The sequence below is a fragment of the Catellatospora sp. NPDC049609 genome, from assembly GCF_040675365.1.
In the GTDB taxonomy this organism is placed as follows: Bacteria; Actinomycetota; Actinomycetes; order Mycobacteriales; family Micromonosporaceae; genus Catellatospora.
This window is the reverse complement of the sequence record NZ_JBFAOU010000011.1, coordinates 83,471-95,065: the sequence shown is the minus strand read 5'-3', so window position 1 is coordinate 95,065 and position 11,595 is coordinate 83,471. Positions and strand designations below refer to the sequence as shown.

The following is an 11,595-nucleotide window of genomic DNA, read 5'->3' as shown; positions in this document are numbered from 1 at the left end:
CGGGTCGGTGCGTGGCGGCGAGCGCGACGGCTTCGCGTCCGGTGCCGGCCTGGCCGGCCACAGTGAGGCCCGGCGAGGCTGCGATGAGCGTGGCGCGGCGCCCGGCTCGGCGCTGGCCGCCGTCCCGGCCCTGGTCATCGCGGCTGCCGCGGCGGCCGGGCTGGGGTGGGCGCGCTGGCTGCGCCGGGTCCAGCCGGGCGTGTACGGCAGCATCGGGCACGGCAGACCGCACCCGCTGCTGGTGCGCGACCCGCAGCTCAGCAACGTGCGTATCTGACCGGCTCCCCCGTGGCGCCGGGCCGTCCCCGTGGGCGGCCCGGCCCCTTGCCGTGCCGACCACTACAGCGGCGGCCGTGGGTGGCGCTCGGCCAGCACTTCGGTCAGTGCCGTCAGCGCCCGCCAGACGGGGGCGGTGGCCGGATCCTGGGCCAGCATGCTGTCGCGGCGCAGGCCGTCGGAGGGCTGGGCCAGGTGGCGCTGCAGCCGGTGCGTGGCGCGGACGCGCACCTGGTAGTCGGCGAGGTCCTGCCGCTCGGCCAGGATCAGCGTGCCGTCGACCAGGCACAGGTAGCTGCGGCCGGGCAGGTCGACCAGCGCCGGGTCGGCCGCGCGCACCTGCGCCCAGGTCCGGTCGGCGCTGTCGACCGAGTACGCGGCCACGCCCCCGAACATGGCGGCGGGCCGGACCTCGGACCGGTCGGCCAGCTCCCGGCGGGGGTCGAAGACCCGGCGGCCGCGCACCAGGTCGGCGAGCTCGGCCAGCAGGCGGGGGAGGTCCTCGACGTCCGCGCCGCCGGCGAACAGGCGGGTGGCGGCCTCGACCTCCAGCCGGTGCCCGCCGGGTCCGGTCGGGACGGCGCTGACGTACAGGAACGCCAGCCCGTGCGGGCCGACCGGCTGGCCCCTGAGCCGTTCCCAGACGACCTGGGCGTGCCGCACCCCGGCGATGCGCACGCGCTCCAGCGCCGCCAGGCGCATGCCGGCGACCGCCGGTCCTTCGGCGCCGAACGGCGTGGCGTGGGCGGCTCGTTGCGCCTGCGGGGTGTTGGCGATCATCACGTATCCCTCGAACAGTTCATGATCCCCGCATGGTAACCACTGTCCACAGTGGCCGGTGATCCGGTCCAATACGGACGATGTTAGCCTGGATGACGCGTCCACATCGGTGACGCGCCGGTGTCCACCAGCCAGAACGCCGTCGCCGTCCCGGCATGCGGCAGCCGTGTGCCGCGCGGTGCGGACCGTGTGACGAAAAAGGGAATTAACTTCGCTGAATCTTGCGGATCCGGGGTCAGTCAACTAGCTTCATTGTGGTTGCTTCGTCACGCTCTGTTGTGGCGTGTCGGAAGCGCCACAAAACTCCAGTTCAGCACCGTTCACGGACAGGCCGGACTCCATTGTGGACCGGCCTGTCGTCATGAACCACGATCGGCCCGGCATCACCCCGTCACCACCGCCGGGCAGCCAGAGGAGCAATCGCATGTCGGCCGACTTCGCAGCCCGCCACCAGTTCACCGTCCCACGGAGCCTGCCGCCAGGCAGCCCACCGGACCGCCGGCGGGCACTGGTGCGCGAGGGGGCCACGCGATGAGCCAGCAGACCCTGGCCCGGCGCACGCTCGGCGCGGGCGCGCTGTGGGTGTACGCGGTGGGCGCCTCCTCCCCGCTGACCGTGCTCGTCGGCGGCATCATCTCGACCTACGCCCTCACCGGCGTCGTCGGCGTCCCGCTGAGCTTCGCCGTCATCACCGTCGTCGTCGGCCTGCTCGCGGTGGGTTACGTCGCCATGTCCCGCCACGTCGTGCACTCCGCGCCGTTCTACGCGCTGCTGGCCCGCGGGCTCAACCCCACCGCCGGAGTCGCCGGGGCGCTGGTCGCCCTGCTCGGCTACAACGCGATCCAGATCAGCCTCTACGGCCTGGCCGGGGTGACCCTGGCGGGCGTCGCCGGCGGCGCCTGGTGGGCCTGGGCGGCCGGCGTCTGGCTCATCGTCGGCGGGCTCGGCCTGCTCGGCGGCGCCACCAACGCCAAGATCCTCGGCTCGCTGCTGGCCGTCGAGCTGGCCGTGATCGCGCTGTTCACCGTCGCCGCGTTCGCCAACCCCGCCGGCGGCACCGTCGACCTGGCCGGGCTGGAGCTGTCGAGCCTGCTCACCACGGGCGTGTCCGGCGCGCTGGCGTTCGCGATGGCCGCGTTCGTCGGCGTCGAGTCCGCCCCCGCGTTCGGCGAGGAGGCCCGGCCCGGCACGGTCGGCCGCGCCACCTACATCGGCGTGGCGTTCCTGGGCTGCTTCTACCTGCTGGCCTCGCTCGCCTACAGCGTCACGGTCGGCTCGGCGGGGGTCGTCGACGCCGCCCGCGACCCGGAGCGGGGCCCGTTCGCGCTGCTGGGCGACATCTACGGCGCCGGCGTGATCGACCTGGCCAACATCCTGCTGGTGACCAGCGTCATCGCCGCCATGGTGGCGTTCCACAACACCGTCGCCCGCTACGTGTTCGCCCTGGCCCGCGAGAACGTGCTGCCCGCCGGGCTGGCCTCGGTCAGCAGCGGCGTGCGCGGCGGCATCCCCCGCGCCGGCTCGCTGCTGCAGTCGCTGGTCGCCGCGGTCGTCGTCGGCGCGTTCGTCCTCGCCGGCGCCGACCCGATGGCCACCATGTTCACCTGGCTGTCCACCATCGCCGGTCTGACGATCCTGTCCCTGCTGATCGTGGCCACCATGTCGGCCCGCTCGTTCTTCGCCCGCGGCGGCGGCACCAACGAGAGCTTCCTGGTCCGCCAGGCGGCACCGGTGCTCGGCACCGTGCTCGGCCTGCTCGTCGCCGTCATGATGGCGGCCAACCTGACCTCCCTGCTGGGCACCCCGCCCGGCTCGCTGCTGCCGTGGCTGGTGCCTGGCCTGATCGCCGCCACCGGCGCGGCCGGACTCGCGTGGGGGACGCTGCTGCGCAAGTCCCGGCCCGAGGCGTGGGCCGCGATCGGGCAGGGCACCCCGGACCCGGTGCTGGTCGCCGATCACCGGCTCGCCGTGCTGGAGGTGTGACATGACGATGCCCAGCGCCCGCGCCCACGCCGACACCGCGTACGGCAAGCAGCACGACCCCGCCCCGGACGTGCGCCGGTCCGCGATCGAACGCATGCGCAAGATGAACACGCTGCACGCCCGGCACGCCTGGGAGAAGCGGCGCAGCGACCCGCTGGCCGCCTACGGCATCGCGTTCCTGTTCGTCCAGCCCGACACCCGGCCCGGCCGCTCCCGGCTCTACCACCTGACCGCGGCGACCAAGCTGTGGCTCGAAGGCCCCGAGTCCACCGACCTGGCCCGGCTGCTCTACGAGCTCAACGGCAAGGTCGCCGAGCAGGCCGGGCAGCCCGGCTGGGACGTGCGCGACCTGACCAACCGCCGGGACGACCACATGGCCGTCGACGCGGTCTACGCCGGGGTCGCGGTGTCCAGCCTCGACACCTACACCGGCACCTGGGCGCACGCGCAGGCCGTGGCGCGCAGCGACTCCGACATCCCGGGCAGCATCCGCATCATCCTGACCGACTCCACGATCATCGTCTGCGAGCGCCGCAGCCTGGCCGAGTACGGCGAGTTCCAGATCCACTCCACGCACAGCCTGGAGATCTCCCCCGGGCACAGCCCGTACCCGTGGAACCGGTCCACGGCCGAGGACCTGCGGGAGGGCAAGCGGCCCTACAAGTGGTCCCACGCCACCGACCGGGAGCTGCGCGACCTCGAGGAACGCGACACGCACATCCTGCGGTTCATGAGCGCGCTGCACGAGACCGTCTGGGCCGCCGACGCGGCCCGGCTCGACAGCTACCGCCATTCCCCGCCCCGCCGCGAAGACGGAAGCCGGAGGCGGGGGTGAGCCCCGCCCATATAGCGGCGGCCGACCCCGGGCCGACGCTGAACGCGCTGCTGGCCCAGGCCAAGGCCGCCCGGCGCTACGACATCGGTTTCCCCGGCGCGACCGACCTGGCCCACCCGGAGCTCGGCGACTGGCTGACCGGCCAGTTGCTGAACAACATCGGCGACCCGTGGGACCCCGGGCACGGCCGCAACCACACCAAGACGCTCGAGCAGCAGGTCGTCGACATGGTCGGTGACCTGCTGCGGGCCCCGCAGGGCCGCTGGGGCTACGTCACCGGCGGCTCCAGCGAGGGCACCGAACACGCCCTCGACGAGGCCTGGCAGGCCTTCCACGGCGAGGTGGTGGTCTACACGTCGCAGGCCGCCCACTACTCGGTCGTCAAGGCGGCCCGGCGCCTGAAGCTGCCCATAGTGATCGTCCGGGCCGACACCGCCGGCCGGATGGACGTGGACGACCTCGCCGGGCAGCTGTCCCTGCGCCGCGAGCGCGCCGCGATGATCGTGGCCACCGCGGGCACGACCATGACCGAGGCCGTCGACGACGTGGCCGCGATCGCGCAGGTCTGTGACGAGCTCGCCGTCGTGCGGCGGCGCATCCACGTCGACGCGGCGCTGTCGGGGATCCCGCTGGCCCTGCTGCCCGCGCGGCAGCGGCCCGCATTCGACTTCGCCGCCGGGGCCACCAGCATGGTGATCAGCGGGCACAAGTTCCTGTCCACGCTGATGCCCTGCGGGGTGCTGGTGTACGTCGACTCCCCGTACAACACCGCCGGTGGGCGGGTCACCTACACCGGCAGCGCCGACACCACCATCAGCGGCAGCCGCTCCGGGCACACCCCGCTGATCCTGTGGAGCGTGTTCACCCGGCTCGGCACCGAGGGCCTGCGTGCCCGCGCGCAGGCCGCGCGCGAGCTGGCGACGTACACCTATCACGAGATCACCAAGCTGGGCTGGCCGGCGAGCCTCAACCCGCACGCTTTCACGGTCGTGCTGGACACCCCGCCGCCGCAGATCCGCGACAAGTGGGTGCTGGCCGACGACGGCCGGCGCGCGCACATCGTGTGCATGCCGGGGGTCACCGCCGGGCAGATAGACGAGTTCGTGACCGACCTGCGCGAGGCAATGCGCTCCCCGCACATCGCGTGGCCGGTGCGCCAGCGCACCGCGAGCGCGGCCGCCGCGCCCGCCCGCCGCCACGTGGCCCCGGCAACACCGGAGCGACAGGTCGCCTGACCGCCGGTCAGCCCCGACGGCCGGGCGTCACGGTCCGCCGTGACCGGCGCCGCACCGGGGCGCACCGCTCCCGGCGGGGGCTGCCGCACGCCCCTTGACCGCGGCCCACACCGGCCGTCGGCACAGCCGTCAGGCGGCGACCTGCCGTCCGGCGGGGACCTGCCGGCGTCCCGCGACCAGGTGGGCGCGGGCGCGCGGGAAGTCGAACAGCTCGTCGTGGTAGACGTCGAGCACGAGATCCACCGTCTCCGGCGGCACCCGGCGGGAGGCCAGCACCACGCACAGCCAGGACACGAACGCCCGGAACAGCTCGACGTCGTCGACGAACAGGCCGGCGCAGAGGAACTCCACGATCTGGCCAAGGTCGTACTCGGTCGCCTCCCGCTGGGCGGCGGTGTAGCCGTGCACGGCGGGAAAGCGGTCGGCCAGGCGGTCCATCGCGACGGCAACCAGCTGCGCGCCCCGCTTGACGACCAGCACGTGCTCGTCGTCGCTGACGAACGAGTCGCGCAGCGGGCTCACCTCGGCGACGGCGCGCAGCGGCCAGGACCGCAGCACCTCGAGCGCCGCCCGGCCGTCGGCGGCCACCCGGTCGGCGCCGAGCTTCGTGCCCCAGCGGGCGCCCGGCCCGAACCCGCCGCCGCCGGCCAGCACGGGCACGCCGACGTCCTGCACCGCCTGGATGACGCGATGCGCCGAGGTGAGCCGGGTGGGCACCGAGCAGCTCACCGCGACCACGTCCGGCCCGTGCCGGTGCAGGTAGGAGACCAGGTGCGGCCCGGGGACGCTGGCGCCCAGGAAGCGCACGTCCCAGCCGTCCCAGCGGATCACCTCCGCGAACAGCCGGGCGGGCAGCGCGTGCCACTCGCCGTCCACGCACGCGACCACCACCACGCCGCGATCGGGGCGCGGCCGGTGCCGCGCGGCGAGGGCGGCGACCACCTGCTCGCTGACGTGGGTGGCCGCGTGCTCCTGCGCGACGCTCCACTCGTCGCGCGCCCACAGGTCGCCGATCCGGCGCTGCGTCGGCCCGATCAGGTCCAGCACGAGGTCGCGGGGCGACACGCCGCACTCGGCGAGCCCGAGAGCGTAGTCGACCGCGGCGGCCTCGTCGCCGTGGCCCACCAGCGCCAGGTAGTGCTCGCGGTGCTCGGTCGTCACGGCAGCGGTCATACGTCTTCCCTCGTCGCTCGATCCGGGGTGGCCGGTCCGGGTCTGGCCTGGATCACCAGCACCGCCACGTCGTCGTGGAGCCGGTCGCCGGTCCAGTCCGCGACCAGCTGCGCGATCCGCTCCGCGATGACGGCCGCGGGCGCCGCCCGGTATGCCCCGAGCTCGGTCGCGAATCGTTCGGCGCCGAAGAACGGCCGGTCGGCGGCGCGTCCCCGGGCCTCGGTGACGCCGTCGGTGTACAGGACGAGCGTGTCGCCCGGAGCGAGGACGACCCGGGTCTCCCCGAGCGGCGCGGCCGGCACGAGACCGATGGCCGTGCCGGCGAGCTCGACGGGAGCGACCTCGCCCGCGGCGCGCAGCAGCAGCGGCGGCGGGTGACCGCCGGTGGCCAGCGTCAGCGTGACGTCACCGGCCGGTCCGGTGGTCAGCGAGCCGACCACGAGCGTGGCCAGCGTCGGGTCGCCGGTGGTGAGCGTCGCCCGGTTGAGCTGGTCGAGCAGCCGCAGCGGGCGCGACTCCGCCAGCCACAGGGCGCGCAGGCTCTGGCGCAGGTTGCCCGACTGCAGGGCCGCCTCGATGCCCTTGCCGCACACGTCGCCGAGCACGAACATCCAGTCGCCGTCCGGCCCGGCCTGCACGTCGTAGAAGTCGCCGCCGATGCGCAGCGGCTCCCACGCGGGCCGGTAGGCGGCGCCGAGGGCTACCCCGGGCACCTGCGGCAGCTCGGGCGGTTCGAGGCTGCGCTGCACGAGCTCCGCGGCGTCGGCCTGGGCCGCGTAGAGCGCGGCCGCGCTGATCGCCGCACCCGCGCGGGCGGCGTACTGGCGTACCAGGTGGACCTCGACCGCCTCGAACGGCGCCCGGCCGGCGTGCCTGGCCAGGATCAGCGCCCCGACGGGAGCGCCGTGGCCGGGCAGCGGGAGCACCGTCGCCGAGCCGACCGCACCGAAGCCGTCGGCCAGCAGCGGGCGGATCTGCTCCCCGAGCCGCGGGTCGTCCTGCACAGTGAGGCCGGCCAGCGCCTGGTCCAGGGCGCTGTCGGGCTCCAGCCGCCACCGTGCCAGCGAGCCGGTCGACTCGGCCCGGTCCTCGGCGTCCACGTCGGCCCGGTGCCATACGAGCTCACGCTGGTCCGCGAGCACCACCACGGCGCAGTCGGCCAGCGCGGGCACGGCCAGCAGGGCCGTGGTGCGCGCCGCGCGGGCCCGGTTCAGGGAGGAGCCCAGACGCCGGCCCGCTTCGGCGAGGAACGCCGAGCGCCACCTTTCGGCCAGCAGGGCGTCGATGCGGAAGGTCTGATCGGTGACGTCGCGGACATACCAGGCGGTCCATTCACCCAGCGGCACGCTGCGGCCGCGCAGCCGCCGGTCGTCGAGGTCGGCGTCGAACGAGCCGGGCGGTCCCTGCAGGACGGTGGCCAGGGGCGTGGCGGCGACCGCCTGGCCGGCGGTGAGACCGAGGTGGCGCGCCGCCGCGGCGTTGGCCACGCGCACCAGGCCGTCGCGGTCCACCGCGAAGACCATCTCCTCGGAGCCGTCGAGCAGCTCGGCCCACGGCTGCCGGGAGAAGCCGTCGACCGTTCCGTTTCCGGACGTCGGAGCAGGGCGTGGGACGGTGTCCGAGCCTGCGAGCGAGACCGCGACGACAGGATCGCAGACGGTTGGGTGCTGCGACCGCATCGTGCTGATCTCTTCGCTCATACCCCTACCCTGCCACGGCCGCCCGGAACCGTGCGACGCCGATGGTCGCGCTCCAATACCCCCACAGGAACGGGTTTAACCGTGACGGCGGTCACAACTTGCCGCGCCCGTTGAGCGTCGGCGACGCCGGCGGGCCGTCGCCGCCGCTGTCGGTGTGGCCTGGCGGGTGGGGTGCGGGAGGGCGGGCCCGTCCGGACCCGCCCTCCCCGTTCGCGACCGTCAGCTGGCGAAGGCCTTCACCTCCAGCAGGCCCAGCGAGGCTGTGCCGGTCGCGGTCAGCGACACCCGCAGGCGGGTGGTGCTGACCCCGGTGAACGTGACCGTGTTGTACCCGTTCTTCGTCAGCGTGTACGCGCTCGCGCCGGGCACGTCGACGTACGCGCTGCCGTTCCAGTACTGCAGCTTCCACGCCGACGGCATGTCGATGCCCTGCTCGTCGTCGAAGAAGTACACCTGCGCCCGGCTGACCGTCTGCGCCGAACCCCACTGCAGCTCGGCGGTCTGGGTGCCGGTCTCCGGCCAGGTGCCCCAGCGGTTGCCCTGGTTGGAGCCGCCGTAGTTCGAGCTGGTCGGCTCGTCACCGTTGTTGATCGCCGCGCAGCTCTCCCACGACGAGGTGTACGAGCACACCGGCGAGGCGGACAGGGCCAGGTTGCTCGGCGGGTCCGGCGGCTGGACGCCGCCCCGGTTGAAGATCTTGATCTCGGTGAGACCGGTCTTCGCGCCCGAGGCGTTGGTGGCCAGCACGCGGACCCGCTGCGCGTTGACCGCCCCGAAGGTGGCCACGTTGTAGTTGGCCCGCGGTGCGGACGGGCTCTTGACCTGGCTCGGCACGGTCACCCAGGTGCTGCCGTTGTGGTACTGGATGTCGTACGCCGACGGCGCCCGGTAGGTGGCACTGGCCGGCCGGCTGTCCTTGAAGTACAGCCGGACCTCGTTGAAGGTCTGCGCCGAGCCGAAGTTGACCTCGTACCAGTCCTGGCTGTTGGCCGAACCGCCGGCGCCCCAGAAGGGCTCGTTGATCGGGTAGCCGTCGCGCGCCCCGGCCACGGTGGAGCCCGAACCGGTGTGCGAGGCGGTGGCGGTGCCCAGGGCGGCCAGGTTGGTGAGGTTCGCGGTCAGGTCGACGCCGGCCTTGGCCATCATGTCCACCATGCGGGCCTCGGTGTGCACGACCTGCGCGGGAGCCTGCATGGAGGTCGCCGCGCTGCTGTAGGTGACCGTGGCGCCGGTGCTGACCGCGCCGGTGGCCGGGTTGTACGTCATCGGCGCGAGCTGGTTGATGGTGGCCCGGCGCGTGCCGTTGACGAAGATCGAGTAGCCCTCCGGCACGCCGCTGTAGCGCACGATGCCGTCGGCCGGGTCGTCCCAGACGATGGTCAGGTCGCTGTTGCGGTAGCGCAGGTTGTTGACGGTGAAGTGGGTCCAGCCGATGTTGATCGGGCTGAGCTCCACCTGCGCGTCGGTGCGCGGGCGCAGGCCCGCCACGTCCTCGATCACGGTCCAGTTGCTGCTGCCCAGGATGTTGTGGTGGATCCAGGACCGGTACGTGATGGAGCTGCCGTTCCAGTCCGCCCAGAACTCGTTGGCGTCGGGGTACTGGGTGTTGCCGTTGATGTACTGCGCCCAGACGTTCCAGTAGAGCAGCTTCTTGTACCAGTCGGAGGTGATCCACTGGTTCGGGTAGTTGCGCAGCACCGACGACAGCAGCCGGAACTGCACCGTGGAGTTGATGGTGGAGAAGTTGTTGCTGCCGGTGCCCGAGGCCGCCTTGTCCGCCTGGTTGGCGGTGTAGAACGGGAAGATCGGGTACTGCGCCGCGTCGTCGAACAGCCGCAGCGCCTGCTTGTAGGTCGTGGTGTTCGGGATCGCGCCGACCGCGAACGGGTAGTAGTTGTTGATCTCCTTCCACGGGTTGAAGGTCCCGTCCGGGTAGCGGTGCTCGAACAGCTGCCGGCTGGGGTTCCACAGCACGTTGGTCAGGGCGTTGCCGATGTCGGTGGCGAGGGTGTTCATCTCGTTCGCCTTGGCGGTGTTGCCCAGCAGCGCGTACGCGGCCGCGGCGGCCCTGGCCCCGCTGTACTGGTACGCGCCCTCGGTGCGGTCCATCCGGCCGGACCGGTAGTGGAACGACACCGCGTCGGCGTCGTTGCCGGTCAGCGCGCCCCAGTCGTACTCGATGATCTTGTTGTTGTTGGTGTCGTAGTAGGCCAGCTGCCCCTTGACGTCACCCTCGGCGTACTTGGCCAGGTTCTGCACGATGCCCGGCTGGCCGCCGTGGATCTGGTAGCTCTTCCAGGCCGCCTCGGCGATGTACTGGATGTAGCTGTTGGACCAGTTCTCCGGGTCGCCCGGGTTGTCCACGAACCGGCCGCCCTTGGAGACCTGCCCCGCGCTGACCCAGTCACCGAAGCCGTAGATCGGGTTGCGCAGGTACTTCAGGTCGTCGATGTGCATCGACTGGGTGAGCACGATGGCGTTGTTGTAGCCCAGCACGCCCTCGGTCGAGATCGGGAACTGGAACGTCTGCCCCGGGATGTCGGCGTCGAGGTGGTTGAAGCGCATCAGCCACCAGCGGTAGTAGATGTTCTTCTTGATCGCCCCGTCCGGCACGTCGAGGTAGGGCACGTTCTGCGCCCACCACAGGTTGTACGCCCGCACGTGCGTGGCGAACGCGGTGGCGTTGGTGTACCCCTTGTACGTGTTGTACTCGCTCAGCGAGGCCGGGATCTCGTTGGTGACGAAGCCCATGACGACCTTCGCGGTCACCGTGGCGCCCGCCGCGATGGTCACCGACCGGTTGAGCCCGCCGCTGCTGACCGTGAAGCTGTCACCGGACAGCCGCGGGTAGATCGTGGTCAGGTTGTTGTACGCGTTGACCTGGCCGGTCAGCTCGTTGCCGCTGCCGGAGGTGGCGAACGGCGAGGTGGCCCGCAGCTGCAGCGTGGTGGAGCTGCCGCCGTTGTTGGTGATCGACAGGTTCGTCACCGCGACGTTGTTGTCGGTGATGAACTTCGTCTGGTTGATCGTGATCGAGCCACTGGTGTGCACGCTGCGCCAGTGGCTGGGCGCCTGCCAGCGCGAGCCCACCTGCTCGGTGAACGTGCCGGGCGTGACGGCGATGGTGTAGGCGTTGCCGTTGTTGATGCTCTCCCAGTACGCGGCCTGCCCGGCGAAGCCGAGCGTGCCCGGGGTGTGCGTCTTGAGGTACAGCGCCCGGCCGCGGGTCATCAGCCAGGTGCCGGCGGGGTCGTTGCCGGGGCGGGCGAGCAGCCGGTCCATCCAGAAGTCGGTGCCGCCCGACTCCGCGTTGTAGATGGCCTGCATCATGTTGCCGGTGGTGTAGCCCACGGGCGGGGCCGGGATGGCCGGGCCGCTGAACGTGGGGAAGCCGATGGGCTGCGCCGCGTACGCCGGGGACTGCGCCTGAACGGCGATCACTCCTGCGGCGAGCACGGCGGACAGGCCGAGTGCCAGGCTGCTGCGCCTGGTGCGCGTACGCAGTGCCTTTGCGAGCACTGGCATGGGGGTTCACCTCCACATAGGGGGACGGTCGTGGATGACGCGCGGTGAGAGCCGGTAGGGCCCGGCCGCGTCCGCCGGGTAGGCGGTG

General features: G+C 72.4%; 7 protein-coding genes and 1 pseudogene. 4 read left to right on the top strand and 4 right to left on the bottom strand.

Features of this window, described 5'->3' with window-relative positions:
- Positions 1-277: pseudogene (locus AB0J67_RS05580) on the top strand (hypothetical protein); the annotation flags it as partial.
- 62 nt (positions 278-339) lie between these two features.
- Here the strand turns inward: AB0J67_RS05580 and AB0J67_RS05575 are convergent.
- On the bottom strand, positions 340-1,056 hold the full coding sequence (locus tag AB0J67_RS05575; RefSeq protein ID WP_363476569.1) for a hypothetical protein: 717 nt from the start codon (positions 1,054-1,056) through the stop codon (positions 340-342).
- A gap of 531 nt (positions 1,057-1,587) precedes the next feature.
- Between AB0J67_RS05575 and AB0J67_RS05570 the strand changes: the two genes are divergently transcribed.
- The 3 genes from AB0J67_RS05570 to AB0J67_RS05560 are packed head-to-tail and all read left to right on the top strand — an operon-like array spanning position 1,588 to position 5,109.
- Entirely contained in the window at positions 1,588-3,039 is a 1,452-nt protein-coding gene (locus tag AB0J67_RS05570; RefSeq protein ID WP_363476567.1) for an amino acid permease, read from the top strand.
- Between the two features lies 1 nt (position 3,040).
- A complete protein-coding gene (locus AB0J67_RS05565; protein ID WP_363476565.1) occupies positions 3,041-3,874 on the top strand; it encodes a hypothetical protein in 834 nt (277 codons plus the stop codon).
- Positions 3,871-5,109 carry a pyridoxal-dependent decarboxylase gene (locus AB0J67_RS05560; protein WP_363476563.1) on the top strand — a complete coding sequence of 413 codons (1,239 nt, stop codon included), beginning with the start codon at positions 3,871-3,873 and terminating at the stop codon, positions 5,107-5,109. Before AB0J67_RS05565 ends, AB0J67_RS05560 begins: the two co-directional genes overlap by 4 nt.
- Before the next feature lie 129 nt (positions 5,110-5,238).
- Here the strand turns inward: AB0J67_RS05560 and AB0J67_RS05555 are convergent, their stop codons facing one another.
- The 3 genes from AB0J67_RS05555 to AB0J67_RS05545 all read right to left on the bottom strand — a co-directional run bounded on the left by AB0J67_RS05555 (position 5,239) and on the right by AB0J67_RS05545 (position 11,507).
- Entirely contained in the window at positions 5,239-6,282 is a 1,044-nt protein-coding gene (locus AB0J67_RS05555) for a cobalamin-dependent protein (RefSeq protein ID WP_363476561.1), read from the bottom strand.
- Positions 6,279-7,982, bottom strand: a complete 1,704-nt coding sequence (locus AB0J67_RS05550; RefSeq protein WP_363476559.1) for a PP2C family protein-serine/threonine phosphatase — start codon at positions 7,980-7,982, stop codon at positions 6,279-6,281. Before AB0J67_RS05550 ends, AB0J67_RS05555 begins: the two co-directional genes overlap by 4 nt.
- Before the next feature lie 219 nt (positions 7,983-8,201).
- Positions 8,202-11,507, bottom strand: a complete 3,306-nt coding sequence (locus tag AB0J67_RS05545; protein WP_363476557.1) for a discoidin domain-containing protein — start codon at positions 11,505-11,507, stop codon at positions 8,202-8,204.
- Between the last annotated feature and the right edge of the window lie 88 nt (positions 11,508-11,595).

Excerpts from the sequence above, each read along its gene's own strand:
- AB0J67_RS05575 (WP_363476569.1), bottom strand. The coding sequence starts at position 1,056 with ATGATCGCCAACACCCCGCAGGCGCAACGAGCCGCCCACGCCACGCCG.
- AB0J67_RS05545 (WP_363476557.1), bottom strand. The coding sequence starts at position 11,507 with ATGCCAGTGCTCGCAAAGGCACTGCGTACGCGCACCAGGCGCAGCAGC.
- AB0J67_RS05565 (WP_363476565.1), top strand. The coding sequence starts at position 3,041 with ATGACGATGCCCAGCGCCCGCGCCCACGCCGACACCGCGTACGGCAAG.
- AB0J67_RS05555 (WP_363476561.1), bottom strand. The coding sequence starts at position 6,282 with ATGACCGCTGCCGTGACGACCGAGCACCGCGAGCACTACCTGGCGCTG.
- AB0J67_RS05550 (WP_363476559.1), bottom strand. The coding sequence starts at position 7,982 with ATGAGCGAAGAGATCAGCACGATGCGGTCGCAGCACCCAACCGTCTGC.
- AB0J67_RS05570 (WP_363476567.1), top strand. The coding sequence starts at position 1,588 with ATGAGCCAGCAGACCCTGGCCCGGCGCACGCTCGGCGCGGGCGCGCTG.